The sequence below is a fragment of the Pantoea sp. X-Soil-YNGN-844 genome (assembly GCF_059730595.1).
The window spans coordinates 2,824,965-2,842,318 of sequence record NZ_AP036007.1; the positions used below are offsets into that span (position 1 = coordinate 2,824,965).

Sequence of the window (17,354 nt, forward strand, 5' to 3'; positions counted from 1 at the left end):
TGTGGCGAATTACCAGCGCGCTTTCAGCAGGTTTGGCTGGATCCCGCCAATGGCGCGGGTATTGCCAAACACCTGCGGTGCCATGCCAGCTTCAAACTCTTCACGGAAATATTTAATCGCACTCTGCAGCGGCTCAACCGCACCCGGCGCATGCGCACAGAAGGTTTTACCCGGGCCGAGCTGACGGCAGAGTTGCAGCAGGGTTTCGATATCCCCTGGCTGACCCTGCTTCTGCTCCAGCGCACGCAGAATTTTCACGCTCCACGGCAGGCCATCGCGACACGGTGTACACCAGCCGCACGACTCTCGGGCAAAGAACTCTTCCAGGTTACGCACCAGCGAGACCATATTGATTTCGTGATCGACCGCCATCGCCAGCGCGGTGCCGAGACGACTGCCCGCTTTGCCGATGCTGGCAAATTCCATTGGCAGATCCAGGTGCTGGTCGGTCAGGAAGTCGGTCCCTGCCCCACCCGGCTGCCAGGCTTTGAACTTCAATCCGTCACGCATGCCGCCCGCATAATCTTCAAGAATTTCACGCGCGGTGATACCGAATGGCAGTTCCCAGACGCCAGGATTTTTCACTCGTCCGGAGAAGCCCATCATTTTGGTACCGGCATCTTCGCTTTTAGAGATGTTTTTGTACCACTCCACGCCGTTGGCCAGAATCGCCGGGACGTTGGAGAGGGTTTCCACGTTATTTACGCAGGTCGGTTTGCCCCACGCGCCCGCACTTGCCGGGAATGGCGGCTTGGAACGCGGGTTAGCACGACGGCCTTCCAGTGAGTTAATCAGCGCCGTCTCTTCGCCGCAGATATAACGCCCTGCGCCGGTGTGGACGATCAGCTCAAAGTCGAAGCCGGTGCCCAGAATATTTTTACCGAGATAACCCGCTTCCGTCGCTTCAGCAATCGCACGGCGCAGATGCACCGCGGCTTCAATGTATTCGCCACGTAAGAAGATATAGCCACGGTAAGCTTTCAGCGCAAAGGCGCTGATCAGCATCCCTTCCACCAGCTGGTGAGGCATCTGCTCCATCAGCAGGCGGTCTTTATAAGTGCCGGGTTCCATCTCATCGGCGTTACACAGCAGGTAACGGATGTTCATCGACTCATCTTTCGGCATCAGGCTCCACTTCAGCCCGGTGGAAAAGCCCGCACCGCCGCGCCCTTTCAGGCCGGAATCTTTCACTGCCGCGACGATTTCATCCTGTGACATGCTTTTCAGCGCTTTTTCCGCACCGGCATAGCCGTTTTTGCTGCGGTATTCATCAAGCCAGACAGGTTGCTTGTCGTCACGCATCCGCCAGGTCAGCGGATGGGTTTCAGCAGTACGAATGATCTGTTTAATTGTCATTGATACTGCTCCAGTAAACCAGGAATGCCTTCCGGCGTCAGATGCACATGCGTGTCTTCATCCACCATCATCGTTGGGCCCTTGTCGCAGTTGCCCAGACAGCAGGTTGGCAGCAGCGTAAAGCGGCCATCAGCCGTGGTCTGACCCGGTTTGATATTCAGCTGCTGTTCCAGTGCGGACTGGATGCCCTGATAACCGGTGATATGACAGACCACGCTGTCACAGTAACGGATCACATGACGACCCACCGGCTGACGGAAGATCTGGCTGTAAAACGTCGCCACACCTTCAACGTCGCTTGCCGGGATACCCAGCACATCCGCGATCGCGTTGATCGCGCCGTCCGGCACCCAGCCGCGCTGTTTCTGCACGATCTTCAGCGCTTCAATCGAGGCTGCACGCGCATCTTCGTAGTGGTGTTTTTCGTGCTCAATAGCGTGATGCTCTTCCGCGCTCAGCACGAAGACCTCGTTAGGGTCGATCGTTTTAATGGCAATGTGTTGATCGTGCATAATTAGCGGTCCACGTCTGACATAACAAAATCGATACTACCCAGATATACGATCAGGTCGGATACCAGGCTGCCACGGATTACGGAAGGAATCTGCTGCAGATGCGGGAAGCTCGGCGTACGCACGCGGGTGCGGTAGCTCATGGTGCTGCCATCGCTGGTCAGGTAGTAGCTGTTGATCCCTTTCGTCGCTTCAATCATCTGGAACGACTCATTGGCTGGCATCACCGGTCCCCATGAAACCTGCAGGAAGTGAGTAATCAGCGTTTCAATGTGCTGCAGCGTGCGCTCTTTCGGTGGCGGCGTGGTTAGCGGGTGATCCGCTTTAAACGGCCCCTCTGGCATATTATTGAGACACTGCTCAAGAATGCGCAGCGACTGCCACATCTCTTCCATCTTCAGCTGAACGCGGCTGTAAGCATCGCTGACGCCGTCGCCGACCGGGATTTCGAAATCGAAGTTTTCGTAACCTGAATAGGGACGCCATTTACGCACGTCAAAGTCGAGGCCGGTCGCACGCAGGCCGGCACCCGTGGTGCCCCACGCCAGCGCTTCTTCCATGTTGTACGCAGCAACGCCTTTAGAACGACCAATCAGCACGGTGTTACGCAGTGCAGCTTTGTCATATTCCTTCAGACGCTTCGGCATCCAGTCCAGGAAGTCACGCAGCAGACGTTCCCAGCCACGCGGCAGGTCGTGTGCGACGCCACCGATGCGGAACCAGGCCGGGTGCATACGGAAACCGGTAATGGCTTCAACCACGTCATAGATTTTCTGGCGATCGGTAAAGGCAAAGAACACCGGTGTCATGGCACCGACGTCCTGAATAAAGGTGGAGATATAGAGGAGATGGCTGTTGATGCGGAACAGCTCAGAGAGCATTACGCGGATCACGTTAACGCGATCGGGCACCACGATACCGGCCAGTTTTTCCACTGCCAGCACGTACGGCATTTCGTTTACACAGCCGCCAAGGTATTCGATACGGTCAGTGTAAGGAATGTAGCTGTGCCACGACTGACGCTCGCCCATCTTTTCGGCACCACGATGGTGATAACCGATGTCAGGCACGCAGTCGACAATCTCTTCACCATCCAGCTGCAGAATGATGCGGAATGCACCGTGCGCCGACGGGTGGTTTGGCCCGAGGTTGAGGAACATGAAGTCTTCGTTGGTGGTACTGCGCTTCATGCCCCAGTCTTCGGGCTTAAAGGTCAGCGCCTCCATCTCTAAATCTTCTTTCTGCTTGGTTAGCGTGAAAGGATCGAATTCGGTGGCGCGCGCCGGGTAATCTTTACGCAGCGGATGACCTTCCCAGGTTGACGGCATCATGATGCGGGTCAGGTGCGGGTGGCCATCAAAGGTAATACCAAACATCTCCCAGGTTTCACGCTCATACCAGTTGGCATTCGGGAAAAGACGGGTGATGGTCGGCAAATGCATGTCGTTTTCAGAGAGTGCCACCTTAAGCATGATGTCGCGGTTGCGCTCGATCGACAGCAGGTGGTAGAAAACGGAAAAATCCGCCGCAGGCAGGCCTGCACGGTGGGTACGCAAACGCTCATCCACGCCATGCAGGTCATACAGCATGACGTAAGGCTTAGGTAATTTACGCAGAAACTCGGTGATTTCCAGTATCTGTTCACGCTTAACCCAGACCACCGGAATCCCGGTGCGGGTTGGCTGAACAGTGAAGGCATCCGGCCCAAAACGGTTACGCAACTCGCCGATCACCGGGTCATCAAGGTGATCACGGGTTTGCCATAGAGGCTGAGCGAGATCTTGCGTGGTCAAATCTGTCATACGTTACTCACCATTCCGGCCTGGTCTCAGGCACTCAAATGAAGGCGTCAGGATGGGGCCATGCATTAAATTGTGATGTTCTGCTGCAGGCGCGGTTTTCCATCCATACGGTTTTAAACTTCGTCCGGGCTGCGCAGGTTTGTGACTGCGATGCGCTCTGAGCGTTTTCTTTCACGCTCTGAAGGCATGTTGGCGCGGTAAACGCCCTGGTCGCCGACAACCCACGAAAGCGGACGGCGCTCTTTGCCGATCGACTCCTGCAACAGCAGCAGTGCCTGCATGTAGGCTTCAGGACGTGGCGGACAGCCAGGAATGTAAACATCGACCGGCAGGAATTTATCGACGCCCTGCACCACCGAATAGATGTCATACATGCCGCCCGAATTGGCGCAGGCACCCATAGAGATCACCCATTTTGGTTCCAGCATCTGATCGTACAAACGCTGAATAACCGGGGCCATTTTAGTAAACGGCGTACCGGCAATAACCATGAAATCCGCCTGACGTGGTGAGGCGCGCATCACTTCCGCACCAAAACGCGCCACGTCGTGAACCGCGGTAAACGACGTTGTCATCTCTACGTAACAACAGGACAAGCCGAAGTTATAGGGCCAGAGGGAGTTTTTACGTCCCCAGTTCACCATGTCATGGAGGGCATTTTCGAGTTTGCCCATATAAACGCTGCGATGAACGTGCTGCTCCAGCGGATCGCTGACGATTTCCTGCTTTTGCAGAGGATAACGGTCGTTCTCACCACCGTTCGGGTCTATGCGGGTGAGCGTATAGTCCATCTTATTGCCTCTCTTTTACTGCTTATGAGGATTGGTGTGGCTGACCGTAGTGGTTTTCACCACCACGCGACGGCGAGCTGGCGCCCAGTCCAGTGCGCCAATGCGTACCAGATAGACCAGACCCGCCAGGAGCACCAAAATGAAAATTGCGGCTTCCACAAAGCCGATCCAACCGCTTTCACGGATTGAAGTCGCCCATGCGTATAAAAAGAGGGCTTCGACGTCGAAAATGACGAAAAACATCGCAACCAGATAAAATTTCGCCGACAGGCGGATATGGGTATCACCAACGGATTCAATGCCCGATTCGAATGGCGTGTCTTTGTAGCGGGCGCGCGCTCTGCCGCCAAGCAGCCATCCTCCGGTCAGCATGAAAGCACACAGGCCAAAGGCAATAACGATAAATACGATAAACGCCCAGTGCTGAGCGATGATTTCGGTGGTAGTTGACATACTCATTGCTTACTCATCAAAAGTGGCGCTGGCATCCTGCACGCGTTTCCCGCAGCAAACTGACCACATCGATTCAAGGGAAGGGTAAAAACCTTTTAAATGTTGCTGTTATCAGGTAATAAGCAGCCATTTTATGGGGTTTTTTACTCCTTTCTATAACCTTTTGTCAACTTTGACAAAAGTATCCAAACATTATTTCACACCTGCATCATATTATTAACAAATGATGCCCCGCTTTCCAGCTAAATCGCTTCAGTCTGTAGGGTTAATTTTAGTGTAGCGGGTATTCACATGCATTGATCGTGCATTTAACAAACATATTTTGACAGGTATCATCCTGTTTTCCTTCCCCTTCGCAGGGGTATTTTCTTGATCCAGAACACACTTCTGTCCTTTATGCGCTAATTTTCTCCACACGAAACAGCGATCCGGAACAAATGGTTCGTTTTTTCGGTCTTTACGTTTCAGTTCATTGCAGGATGAAATTATTCAGGAGGGTAACGTCAGGGAGAAGAGCTGGTGAGGAGAGTCGGGCGAGGCGCAGACATAAAAAAGCCTCTCGTTCTGTTCAGGGAATGAGAGGCCTATTTATAAGCGTTTGTTAAGACAACTGCGCCAATGTTGAGTACAACACGTTAGCGAAATTACTCTTCGTCATCCAGTAACAGCGTACCGTCTGGATTATTGCTCAGGTTATACGGGTCGTTGCTGGACTGCATGGCGTTGAAGATAGCCAGTGCCAGCTCATTATCGCTGTCAGGATTGCGGCACAGTAGATATTGCGTATCCGGCAGGACCGGCAGCCCTTCCGCCGCACCCATAACACGCAGTTCCGGGCTCATCATCTCTACCGGACGCGCTGTCACGCCCAGTCCCGCTTTCACCGCGGCGCGTACTGCAGCCAGTGTAGAAGCGACGTAAGAGATACGCCACGGGATGCCAGCCTCATTGAGATGGTCAATCGCCATATCGCGGTAAGGACTTGGCTCATCCAGCAGCACCAATGGAATAGCTTCGCCGCGCTGGAAGATATAATCCGCTGCGCAGTACCACAAGGTAGGTGAAGTACGCAGTACCTGATAGGTAAAGTTACCCGGGCTGGAGGTCGTCACAACCAGGTCCACTTCACCCTGATTGAGCATTTCCATCATAAACGGATTACGTTTAACACGAACATCGATTGCCAGTTTCGGATAAACCGAGGTTACCCGGTTTAACAGGAAAGGCAGAATAGTGTCAGAGGTGTCATCAGAGGCACCAATGGTCAGCACGCCCTGAATATTACTGTACATCAGCGAAGTGCAGGCTTCGTCGTTGAAACGAAGGATTTTTCTGGCATAGCCTAAAAGCTGGATCCCGTGCTCTGTTAACAGCTTATTACGTCCATGTCTGGCAAACAGCTCTTTACCTACCAATTGTTCCAGACGCTGCATCTGCTGACTGACTGCTGACTGGGTTCTGCAGACCGCTGCAGCGGCCGCTGCAAAGGTATTCAAATCCGCAACGGCAACGAAAGTTCTCAGCAGATCGAGGTCGAGATTGAGTATCGGACGATTTGCATTAGTCATGTTTTTTCTTCACTTATAAGATTTTTACGAACTACTACCCTGGTGTTATTACAAGCTTATCAAAGTGATAAGCAGTAATGGTGCTTAATGACAGTCCTGTGTGAAGACTGACACAAAAAAATTCATCTGGAACCGGCACTGCTGACTCAACTGAAAGGGTCACGGTGCTCTCAAGACAGGTACAACTTCTGAACCGATGGCGCTGGGGTGCGCAAATGCAGGAAGCTGCGTAGTTGTCTTATTCCCACCAGAAATAATCGGGCGGGATAAAAATCGCACTTTTCAGGCCAGCAAGACGAAGCGGCCATGTGCATTAAATAATAAATTATACTTAATCATTTTTGACTTCAAAATGGAAATGATTTTGTGAAAAGCGCTGTAAATTTTGTGCTAAAGGCATTTCCGGACCCTTATGCCACATTATTGATCACTTTTTAAGCCTTCAGCGTTCCCAAATTTAGTGAAGAAGTGTTAAGTACTGCTCACAATCCTGATAAAAGCGTGCCAGAAACACCTCTTCATTTGGTACTTTTCCGGCGATCACAAGGCCTTAAACAGGCCACTCTTAAGCAGTGTTAAGGCGTAGTCGTTGTACGCGTCATAAAATTGTCCACAAAGTGAACATTTATAAAATATCCTTTAACTATTTACCTGAGTGTATATTTCAGGTGCAAAGAAAAGCGTCCTTTCCATAACGTTCATATTTCATTTCACAATACCCAAGCCATATGTTGTCTCAGCCCCGCTTTAGATAGTTTAAAATATTTCTATATGCATCATTTTTGGTTTTATCAACCACATCATGCACTGGTAAATATTTTTTACGCTACTCACCGTCTAAAAAGTTGTTGAACCCGCCAAAACGGGGCGGCACCCTTCATTTGTGACCGACAGGAGAGTACATTGTGCTGGTTCGATTTCAGTGGCAGCCAAAAAGGATTCTGCCCGTTAAGGCGGTAACAATGACTTTTCAAATAGATAAATCCGGAAAACTCGATAACGTCTGCTATGACATCCGTGGCCCGGTCCTGAAAGAGGCGAAGCGCCTCGAAGAAGAAGGCAATAAAGTTCTTAAGCTGAACATCGGCAATCCGGCGCCGTTTGGTTTCGAAGCACCGGATGAGATTCTGGTTGATGTGATTCGTAATCTTCCCAGTGCTCAGGGCTATTGCGACTCCAAGGGTCTCTATTCCGCCCGTAAAGCGATCATGCAGCACTATCAGGCGCGCGACATGCGTGATGTCACGGTAGAAGATATCTACATTGGCAACGGCGTTTCAGAGCTCATCGTGCAGGCGATGCAGGCGTTACTGAACAGCGGCGACGAAATGCTGGTGCCAGCGCCTGACTATCCGTTGTGGACAGCTGCGGTTTCCCTTTCCAGCGGAAAAGCGGTGCACTATCTGTGTGATGAGTCAGCAGGCTGGTTCCCTGACCTGGATGATATCCGCAGCAAGATCACCCCGCGTACCCGCGGTATCGTGATTATCAACCCGAATAACCCGACCGGCGCGGTCTACAGCAAAGAGCTGCTGTTAGAGGTGGTTGAGATTGCGCGTCAGCATAACCTGATTATTTTTGCCGATGAGATCTACGATAAGATCCTTTACGACGAGGCACAGCACCACTGCATCGCAGCCCTGGCCCCCGATCTGCTGACCGTGACCTTCAATGGCCTTTCTAAAACCTATCGTGTAGCCGGTTTCCGTCAGGGCTGGATGGTACTGAACGGGCCAAAGAAACATGCGAAAGGCTACATTGAAGGGCTGGAGATGCTGGCGTCTATGCGCCTGTGTGCCAACGTACCGGCCCAGCATGCTATCCAGACGGCGCTGGGCGGCTACCAGAGCATCAGCGAATTTATCATGCCTGGTGGTCGTCTTTATGAGCAGCGCCAGCGTGCCTGGGAATTGATCAACGATATTCCTGGCGTCAGCTGTGTGAAGCCGCAGGGCGCGCTCTACATGTTCCCGAAAATTGACGCCAAAAAATTCAATATCTTTGACGATCAAAAAATGGTGCTGGATTTTCTGCTTCAGGAGAAGGTGCTGCTGGTACAGGGTAGCGCGTTCAACTGGCCATGGCCCGATCACCTGCGTATTGTTACGCTGCCTCGTGTGGATGATCTGGAGATGGCGATTAATAAATTTGGTCGCTTCCTGCAAGGCTATCGCCAGTAATCACGCCCGCGTATACTGACGCTATTTGGGGAGAGCCTGTCTCTCCCCTGCCTGCTAACAGGAACGCGCATGACACAAAGCCACTTCTTTGCTCACCTCTCCCGTCTTAAGCTGATCAACCGCTGGCCACTGATGCGCAATGTGCGTACCGAGAATGTTTCTGAACACAGTCTGCAGGTCGCCATGGTGGCGCACGCGTTGGCCGTTATCAAAAACCTTAAATTCAGCGGGTCGCTTAACGCCGACCGCATCGCCATGCTGGCGCTTTATCATGACGCCAGCGAAGTGCTGACCGGCGACCTGCCAACGCCGGTCAAGTATTACAACGCACAGATTGCCCACGAATATAAGAAAATCGAGAAGATTGCCCAGCAGAAACTGATTGAGATGCTGCCTGAAGAGTTTCAGGCGATCTATCGCCCGCTGATCGACGAGCATCTGCATAGCGAAGAGGAGCAGGCCGTGGTGAAACAGGCGGATGCGCTCTGTGCCTATGTAAAATGTCTTGAGGAGCTGTCTGCCGGCAATAACGAATTCTTGCTGGCCAAAGCGCGGCTGGAAAAGACCTTAGCGCAGCGGCGTTCACCAGAGATGGATTACTTCGTTGAGGTGTTTATTCCGAGCTTCAGCCTGTCGCTGGATGAAATTTCGCAGGATACGCCACTGTAAACCCGACGGCATGGCCGCCGGGCGGATCTTTAAGCCTGCTGGCTGAAGGTAAAGCTGCCGTCAGACTCGCGGGTGATAATCAGAGACACCAGGGAGTCGAGCCGAAGCGCCACCTCATCCAGCCGTGGCGTTTCCGCCGGGGCGTTGATGGCAATCACCGCACAGCCGGCGTTCAGGCCAGACAGAATACCGGCGGGTGCATCTTCTGCCACCACGCATGACGTCGCCGCTAATCCCAGCTTCTCTGCACCAAGCAGATAAGGATCGGGCTCAGGTTTGCCTTTAGCGACCTGCTCAGCGGTAATGAAGACGGCGGGCTTTGGTAATCCTGCGGCTTTGTGCCGGGCATGAGCGACCGGCACCGAGCCAGAGGTGACTATCGCCCAGGGAATCTGCAGCTCGTTCAGCCGGTTCAGCAGCGCATGGGCGCCTGGCAGCGCCTGCACACCGTCGGTGTCTGCCGCTTCAGCCTGCTCCAGCGCGACAAACTCCGCCTGAATAGCCTCTTCCGACTGGCCTGCCATGAAATGACGCAGAGAGGTAATCGCCTGTTTGCCATGGATGAAATCCAGGATCTCATCAGCGTCGATACCATGACGGGCACCCCATTGGCTCCAGGCTCGTTCAACCGCTGGCAGTGAGTCCACCAGCGTGCCGTCTAAATCAAATAGAAAACCTCTGTAGGTCACGCGCTCCTCCTCATCAGGCATTAATCACTTGCGCAATTTCGTTTGCACTTAAATGGTACTGGCGCGGACAAGTCTGCCACAAAGCTAACATACGTTGATACTTTTCCCACATCGGGGTCTGCGCGTTAAAACCGTGGGTACCGGAATCAAAGTGGGTATAACGCCCTTCGGTATTGACCATAAAACGGACGTAACCCAGCAGGCGTGCTTCCGTTGCCGCATCAAAACCCAGAAAGGCGAGACGGCGCTCCTCAATCTGACTTTTATCTTTAAGATTCGACCAGGAGACGTGGAGCGCATGATGCATCTCCATTATATCGATCACGGTCCGGCAGATCGCTTCACTCAGTTCGCCAAACTCTTTATCCAGCTCGCGCATCTGCAACGCATAACCGCGTTCGATAATGGTCTGGTAACGGCGAAAACGTTCAGCATTTTCCGGCTCAAGCATGGCCATGATTTTGTACTGGTTAGTAAGAATCAGACGCTGCGCATGGGTCATTTCCATCATTCTCTCCCGGTCAGAGACCGCTCAGTTAATCGACAATGGAGAAATGATTGCACAGCGTTAGCGACACGGAAATCGCCGTATCGCCTTTCTTTGATTTGGCCGCAGGTTAGCGGTAATTATTTTACCGCCAGCCCGGGATGAGTCAGAGATCGTCCAGGAAGGTGCGGTCGAGTTGTTTAAACGCCCGCTTAAGCAGATCGGCCAGCGCCTGATAGGTCGGCTTGCCTTCAACCGGTGCTATCGCCTGCCCCGCTTCTTCCAGCCGGGCACGCACTTCATGAAACCAGTTAAGCAGCGTCGGCGGCAGCGGCGTGACTGAACGCTTGCCCAGCCACCACAATCCCTGCATCGGCAGGCTGCAGGCAAACAGCGCCGTCGCCACGGCAGGACCTAACTGACCGCCCATCGCGATCTGCCAGGTCAGCGTAAAAATCGCCAGTGGTGGCATAAAGCGAATGGCGAAACGCGTTGCTGATGAAACGCGGTTTTCCGGGAACACCGGGGCCAGGCGCTTATCAGCAGGCCAGGTCTTCATATAGTGCTGGCCGCGCTGAAACATCCGAAACCAACTGGTACTGCCAGATTCATTCGCCATGGCTCACCTCAACTAATACTGCAAAGATTAAAAAATAGTTATAACCACACAACTTTACGTAACATCCTTCAATTATTTTTGTATTTAAAGATGACTCCAGCTATTCTGACGCCGTTTTAACACCTTTCCGCACGCGGGATGCGCCGTTGGGAAGAGGCCTGAGCCATATTTCGACAAGGCAATCTTCAAATTTTCGCGTAAGATTGCTGAAATTTTTTGCGGAAATGCAGATTTCTGTCTACCGCATGATGTTTGTCATTAATCTACCAGCTTTCATGGGCTACGCTGTTAGTCTGATTGCGTTTTATTTAGCCACTCTCAAAAAATAGGTACTTCCATGTCGAGTAAGTTAGTTCTGGTTCTGAACTGTGGCAGCTCTTCCCTGAAGTTTGCCATTCTCAACCCTGCCAGCGGTGAAGAGTTCCTGTCAGGCCTGGCGGAATGTTTCCACCTTCCTGAGGCCCGCATCAAATGGAAGCTGGAAGGCGAAAAACAGGAAGCGCCTCTGGGTGCTGGCGCAGCGCATAGCGAAGCGCTGAACTTTATTGTTAAAACCATTCTGGCACAAAAACCTGAGCTTTCGGCACAAATTGCTGCAATCGGCCATCGTATCGTTCATGGCGGCGAGAAGCTGACTCAGTCAGTCATCATTACTGAAGACGTGGTACAGGGCATCAAAGACGCCTCTTCTTTTGCACCGTTGCACAACCCGGCTCATCTGATCGGTATTGATGAAGCGATGAAAAACTTCCCCCACCTGTCAGATAAGAATGTCGCGGTATTCGACACGGCTTTCCATCAGACAATGCCGGAAGAGTCTTACCTCTATGCGCTGCCGTACAAATTATATAAAGAGCATGGCGTTCGTCGCTATGGCGCGCATGGCACCAGCCATTTCTATGTGACTCACGAAGCCGCCAAAATGCTTAATAAGCCGCTTGAGTCACTGAACATTATCACCTGTCACCTCGGTAATGGTGGTTCAGTTTCTGCCATTCGTAATGGCGAGTGCGTAGACACCTCAATGGGCCTGACACCGCTGGAAGGTCTGGTGATGGGAACCCGCAGTGGCGACATCGATCCGGCGATCATCTTCTTCCTGCACGATACGCTGGGTATGAGCGTTGACGCCATCAATAAACTGCTGACCAAAGAGTCTGGCCTGTTAGGGCTGACCGAGGTTACCAGCGACTGTCGCTACGTAGAAGATAACTACACCACCAAAGAAGATGCGAAGCGCGCAATGGATGTCTTCTGTCATCGCCTGGCGAAATATATCGGCAGCTACACCGCGCTGATGGATGGCCGTCTTGACGCCGTCGTGTTCACTGGCGGCATCGGTGAAAACGCCGCGATGGTCCGTGAACTTTCACTGAAAAAACTGGCACTGCTGGGCTTCGACGTCGACCACGAGCGCAACCTGGCAGCCCGTTTCGGCAAATCAGGCTACATCAATAAAGAAGGCACCCGCCCGGCGCTGGTGATTCCGACCAACGAAGAGCTGGTCATCGCCCAGGACGCCGCGCGTCTGACTGCGTAAAACACTTCTCTCCGTCAGCTCAGGCTGACGGAGTTGTTTCTGACACCCTGCCATTACTGAGAGGTTCAAACGTGTCACGTACAATTATGCTCATTCCGACCGGCACCAGCGTCGGCCTGACCAGCGTCAGCCTTGGCGTTATCCGCGCCATGGAACGCAAAGGTGTTCGCCTTAGCGTCTTTAAGCCGATTGCTCAGCCACGTGCTGGCGGCGACACTCCGGATCAAACCACCACCATCATCCGTAAGAACTCATCAATTCCTGCCGCAGAACCGCTGCAGATGTCACGTGTTGAGTCACTGCTGGGTTCCAACCAGCAGGATGTGCTGATGGAAGAGATCATCTCCCGTTACCATGCCAACACCCAGGATGCGGAAGTGGTGCTGGTTGAAGGTCTGGTGCCGACCCGTAAGCATCAGTTTGCCAACGCGCTGAACTATGAAATCGCCAAAACCCTGAACGCGGAAATCGTCTTCGTGATGGCACTGGGCAATGACTCTCCGGCACAGCTGAAAGAGCGCATTGAACTGACGCAAAGCAGCTTCGGCGGTCAGAAGAACAAAAACATCACTGGCGTGATCATCAACAAACTCAACGCGCCGGTCGACGATCAGGGACGTACCCGCCCTGACCTGTCAGAAATCTTTGATGATTCCTCAAAAGCCAGCATCGCCAATATCGATCCTAAGCAGCTCTTCTCAGACAGCCCGCTGCCCGTGCTGGGCTGCGTGCCGTGGAGCTTTGATCTGATTGCCACCCGCGCGATCGATATGTGCCGCCACCTGGATGCACGCATCATTAACGAAGGTGAAATTCAGACCCGCCGGGTTAAATCCGTTACCTTCTGCGCCCGCAGTATCCCGCACATGCTGGAGCATTTCCGTCCTGGCTCACTGCTGGTGACTTCGGCTGACCGTCCGGATGTGCTGGTCGCCGCCTGTCTGGCTGCGATGAACGGCATTGAGATTGGCGCAATCCTGCTGACCGGTAACTACGAGATTGACGATCGCATTGCCCGTCTCTGCGACCGTGCCTTCCAGACCGGCCTGCCGGTGTTTATGGTGAAAACCAATACCTGGCAGACCTCACTGAGCCTGCAGAGCTTTAATCTTGAAGTGCCTGCTGATGACACGCAGCGCATCGAGAAAGTGCAGGAATATGTCGCCAGCTACATTAATGCAGAGTGGATTGAGTCACTGACTGCCACATCTGAGCGCAGCCGTCGCCTGTCACCACCTGCCTTCCGCTATCAGCTTACCGAGCTGGCACGTAAAGCGGGCAAACGCGTGGTACTGCCAGAGGGCGATGAGCCGCGTACGGTTAAAGCGGCCGCTATCTGTGCCGAACGCGGTATCGCTACCTGCGTACTGTTAGGCAACCCGGAGGAGATTCAGCGTGTCGCTGCGGCTCAGGGTGTTGAACTGGGCAAAGGCGTTGAGATTGTTGACCCGGAACAGGTTCGCGAAAACTACGTGCCGCGTCTGGTTGAGCTGCGTAAGAGCAAAGGCATGACCGAAGTGGTTGCTCAGGAGCAGCTGGAAGATAACGTGGTACTCGGCACCATGATGCTGGAGAGCGGCGAAGTGGATGGCCTCGTGTCAGGTGCGGTTCACACCACTGCCAATACCATTCGTCCGCCGCTGCAATTGATCAAAACCGCGCCTAACAGCTCACTGGTTTCCTCGGTGTTCTTTATGCTGCTGCCGGAGCAGGTGCTGGTTTACGGCGACTGCGCAATTAACCCGGATCCGACCGCTGAGCAACTGGCTGAAATCGCTATCCAGTCAGCTGATTCTGCCAGCGCCTTTGGTATCGATCCGCGTGTTGCGATGATCTCCTACTCTACCGGCACCTCAGGTGCAGGCAGCGACGTTGAGAAAGTGCGTGAAGCAACGCGCATTGCCCAAGAGAAACGGCCTGATCTGGTGATCGATGGTCCGCTGCAGTATGACGCCGCGATCATGGAAGATGTGGCGAAATCCAAAGCGCCGAACTCACAGGTTGCCGGGCGCGCCACCGTGTTTATCTTCCCGGATCTCAACACCGGTAACACCACCTACAAAGCGGTGCAGCGTTCAGCCGATCTGATCTCAATCGGACCGATGCTGCAGGGTATGCGTAAGCCGGTCAACGACCTGTCGCGCGGTGCGCTGGTGGATGACATCGTCTATACCATCGCCCTGACGGCGATTCAGTCCCAGCAGGCTGAAGGCTAAGCGGCGGGTCATAACGAAAAAGGCATGCCCCAGAGCATGCCTTTTTTTCGCCGGTAATAAAGCGGCTCTGTCTGATGCGGATGAATAACCTGAATTAAAACGCCTGTTTTCAGGCCCGGTTATCGCCGTTGCGGCTCATCCACAGGGAGAGCGCTTTCAGCGAATCGTCGGTGAACTCATCACAACGCGCGGTGATCTCATCAGGCGTCATCCAGATAATCTCATCGACTTCCGATTCCTGCATGGCGAATGGCCCGTGTGATACACAACTGAACAGACCGCCCCAGACACGACAGTGCTGATCTTCGAAGTAGAATTTGCCATGTTCAGCAAACGGCACCGCAGCAATCCCTAACTCCTCTTCTGCTTCACGTCGCGCAGATTCCAGCATATCTTCACCGCTCTGCACCACGCCGCCCGCGGTTGCGTCCAGTTTGCCCGGCATAAAATCTTTTATCTCGGTGCGACGCTGTACCAGAATCTTACCCATACCGTCATGAACCACAATATAGGTAGCGCGGTGACGCAGGCACTGAGCACGCATCTGCGCACGTGTCGCCTGAGCAACGACTTCATTCTCTTCGTTTACGATATCGACCCACTCGATGCCGTCATCCGCAGTTTGATCCACCATCAGTAACCCTTTCCTGTTTGGCGTACAGTTGTGTACGCAGTTTGCCACGTCGTTATTTTTATGTGGCGTAAGGTAATCACTTCCGACAGCCTGAGCAAGCCCTGGCTGTTACCGATTTTTACCACTTTCTGCTAACCACAGTTGTACCGAGGCTCGCTGCCACTGAAACTCAGCATAATGCCGCAGACGGGCGGGCAAAGGATCGCCATGTAATACCAGCCGGTTAAGCATTACAGCCAGATCGGTATCCGCAATGGACCACTCACCAAACAGGTTCTGTTGCCCCTCAGGCAGCAGACGATCGACAGCGGTAACCAGTTTATCCACCGCCTGCTGCGCTGACGCAGTCAGTGGCGCAAAACGTTCACCGGCGAACAGCACTTCTGTCGGACGCTCCTGACGGATCCACAGGAAGTCACTGCGCAGCCAGGCCTGAATCTCACGGGCACGGGCGCGCTTTTCCCGGTCGCGTGGATAGAGGCGCTCAAATTCGGGTGCCTGAAAACGCTCTTCGAGATATTCGGTAATCGCCGAGGATTCGCTTAACAGGAAGTCATCAATCTGGAGAGTCGGCACGCGGCAGGTCAGCGACAGCTCGCGGTATGCTGCGGCGTGTTGCTGATTCTGCGACAGATCGACACGTTTCAGCTGGAAAGGGATCCCTTTTTCGGTAAGAGCAACATAGGCAGACATAGCGTAAGGACTGAAAAATGATGAATCTGACCACAGGGTGATGGACGGATAATTCATCGGTTACCTCAATTGGCTGTCAGGGTTGCATCATGTTTACCGATTTTTTTTTGCGAAGGCAACGCTGAGCTGCTCCGATCTCTGCCACGGGAACCAGAAAGCGCGACGCGACTCACTCTGGAATGGCTCGACTCTTCTATGCTGAAAGGTGCAAATAACAAAAACATCAAGGGAGCCGCAACATGCACATTCTAATTACCGGTGGCACGGGACTGATTGGCCGTCACCTGATCCCGCGACTGCAGCAGCTGGGGCATCAGATCAGCGTGGTGACACGTGACGTGGTCAGCGCGCGTGAAAAGCTGGGCGAGAACGTCGCACTCTGGTCAGGCCTGGCGCAACAGTCGAATCTGGATAACATCGATGCGGTGATTAATCTGGCGGGAGAACCCATCGCCGACAAGCGCTGGACGGAGCCGCATAAACAGCAGCTGTGCGAAAGCCGCTGGCAGATCACTGAGCAGATCGCTTCACTAATCAACGCCAGCGCCACGCCGCCCTCTGTATTGATCTCAGGTTCGGCAACCGGCTTTTATGGCAATACCGGCGATCTGGTGCTGACTGAAGAGGATCAGGGGCAGGATGAGTTTACGCATCAGCTCTGCGCCCGCTGGGAGCAGCTGGCGCTTGCAGCAGAAAGTGAGCGCACCCGCGTCTGCCTGCTGCGGACCGGCGTGGTGCTGGCCCCCGAAGGTGGCGCACTCAGCAAAATGAAGTTGCCCTTTAAGCTCGGCATCGGCGGACCTATCGGCAGTGGCAAGCAATATATGCCGTGGATCCACCTTGATGACATGCTTAACGCCATTATCTGGCTGCTGGAACATGATGATCTGCGTGGTCCATTCAATATGGTCGCGCCTTACGCCGTGCGCAATGAGCAGTTTGCCGCCACGCTGGGCCAGGTTATGCACCGCCCTGCCTTTATGCGCACGCCAGCCAGCGCCATTAAACTGATGATGGGCGAATCGTCGGTGCTGGTGCTGGGAGGACAGCATGTGCTGCCAAAGCGGCTTGAAGCCTCGGGTTTTAGCTTCCGCTGGTACGATCTGCAGCAGGCGTTGCAGGATGTGGTGAAGCATTAACCTGAC

At 53.5% G+C, this 17,354-nt stretch carries 16 protein-coding genes; 5 read left to right on the forward strand and 11 right to left on the reverse strand.

Annotated features, from left to right (window positions below; translation table 11 throughout):
* Positions 1-9: 9 nt before the first annotated feature.
* From nuoF to lrhA, 6 genes are all read right to left on the reverse strand, one after another.
* Positions 10-1,350, reverse strand: coding sequence for an NADH-quinone oxidoreductase subunit NuoF (nuoF, locus tag AC6I8C_RS13045; RefSeq protein WP_175501446.1), 1,341 nt, complete (start codon positions 1,348-1,350; stop codon positions 10-12).
* 2 nt (positions 1,351-1,352) lie between these two features.
* Entirely contained in the window at positions 1,353-1,868 is a 516-nt protein-coding gene (nuoE, locus tag AC6I8C_RS13050; RefSeq protein ID WP_033733367.1) for an NADH-quinone oxidoreductase subunit NuoE, read from the reverse strand.
* Positions 1,869-1,870: 2 nt separating this feature from the next.
* On the reverse strand, positions 1,871-3,670 hold the full coding sequence (gene nuoC, locus AC6I8C_RS13055; RefSeq protein ID WP_013358573.1) for an NADH-quinone oxidoreductase subunit C/D: 1,800 nt from the start codon (positions 3,668-3,670) through the stop codon (positions 1,871-1,873).
* Positions 3,671-3,783: 113 nt separating this feature from the next.
* On the reverse strand, positions 3,784-4,461 hold the full coding sequence (locus tag AC6I8C_RS13060) for a NuoB/complex I 20 kDa subunit family protein (protein WP_013358574.1): 678 nt from the start codon (positions 4,459-4,461) through the stop codon (positions 3,784-3,786).
* Between the two features lie 15 nt (positions 4,462-4,476).
* On the reverse strand, positions 4,477-4,920 hold the full coding sequence (locus AC6I8C_RS13065; protein ID WP_010258058.1) for an NADH-quinone oxidoreductase subunit A: 444 nt from the start codon (positions 4,918-4,920) through the stop codon (positions 4,477-4,479).
* 638 nt (positions 4,921-5,558) lie between these two features.
* The gene (lrhA, locus tag AC6I8C_RS13070) at positions 5,559-6,482 is read right to left on the reverse strand and encodes a transcriptional regulator LrhA (protein ID WP_497822730.1); all 924 of its coding nucleotides are present in this window, start codon (positions 6,480-6,482) and stop codon (positions 5,559-5,561) included.
* A 962-nt stretch (positions 6,483-7,444) separates the two neighbouring features.
* Here lrhA and AC6I8C_RS13075 point away from each other — a divergent pair.
* On the forward strand, positions 7,445-8,662 hold the full coding sequence (locus AC6I8C_RS13075; RefSeq protein ID WP_033733369.1) for a pyridoxal phosphate-dependent aminotransferase: 1,218 nt from the start codon (positions 7,445-7,447) through the stop codon (positions 8,660-8,662).
* Positions 8,663-8,731: 69 nt separating this feature from the next.
* On the forward strand, positions 8,732-9,331 hold the full coding sequence (gene yfbR, locus AC6I8C_RS13080) for a 5'-deoxynucleotidase (protein ID WP_013358577.1): 600 nt from the start codon (positions 8,732-8,734) through the stop codon (positions 9,329-9,331).
* Between the two features lie 29 nt (positions 9,332-9,360).
* On the opposite strand, the gene AC6I8C_RS13085 is transcribed toward yfbR, so the two are convergent.
* From AC6I8C_RS13085 to yfbV, 3 genes are all read right to left on the reverse strand, one after another.
* Positions 9,361-10,020, reverse strand: a complete 660-nt coding sequence (locus AC6I8C_RS13085; RefSeq protein ID WP_497822731.1) for a sugar phosphatase — start codon at positions 10,018-10,020, stop codon at positions 9,361-9,363.
* A 13-nt stretch (positions 10,021-10,033) separates the two neighbouring features.
* Entirely contained in the window at positions 10,034-10,528 is a 495-nt protein-coding gene (locus AC6I8C_RS13090; RefSeq protein WP_497823341.1) for a YfbU family protein, read from the reverse strand.
* Between the two features lie 145 nt (positions 10,529-10,673).
* Positions 10,674-11,126, reverse strand: a complete 453-nt coding sequence (gene yfbV, locus AC6I8C_RS13095; protein ID WP_013358580.1) for a terminus macrodomain insulation protein YfbV — start codon at positions 11,124-11,126, stop codon at positions 10,674-10,676.
* 337 nt (positions 11,127-11,463) lie between these two features.
* On the opposite strand from yfbV, the gene ackA reads away from it, so the two are divergent.
* Positions 11,464-12,666: an acetate kinase gene (gene ackA / locus AC6I8C_RS13100; protein WP_033733374.1), complete on the forward strand. Its 1,203-nt coding sequence runs from the start codon at positions 11,464-11,466 to the stop codon at positions 12,664-12,666.
* Between the two features lie 86 nt (positions 12,667-12,752).
* A complete protein-coding gene (pta, locus tag AC6I8C_RS13105; RefSeq protein ID WP_033733375.1) occupies positions 12,753-14,882 on the forward strand; it encodes a phosphate acetyltransferase in 2,130 nt (709 codons plus the stop codon).
* A gap of 109 nt (positions 14,883-14,991) precedes the next feature.
* On the opposite strand, the gene yfcD is transcribed toward pta, so the two are convergent.
* Positions 14,992-15,516 carry an NUDIX hydrolase YfcD gene (yfcD, locus tag AC6I8C_RS13110; RefSeq protein WP_497822732.1) on the reverse strand — a complete coding sequence of 175 codons (525 nt, stop codon included), beginning with the start codon at positions 15,514-15,516 and terminating at the stop codon, positions 14,992-14,994.
* Positions 15,517-15,624: 108 nt separating this feature from the next.
* The gene (yfcF, locus tag AC6I8C_RS13115; RefSeq protein ID WP_497822733.1) at positions 15,625-16,266 is read right to left on the reverse strand and encodes a glutathione transferase; all 642 of its coding nucleotides are present in this window, start codon (positions 16,264-16,266) and stop codon (positions 15,625-15,627) included.
* Positions 16,267-16,448: 182 nt separating this feature from the next.
* Here yfcF and AC6I8C_RS13120 point away from each other — a divergent pair, with 182 nt between their 5' ends.
* Positions 16,449-17,348, forward strand: coding sequence for a TIGR01777 family oxidoreductase (locus AC6I8C_RS13120; protein WP_497822734.1), 900 nt, complete (start codon positions 16,449-16,451; stop codon positions 17,346-17,348).
* Positions 17,349-17,354: the final 6 nt, after the last annotated feature.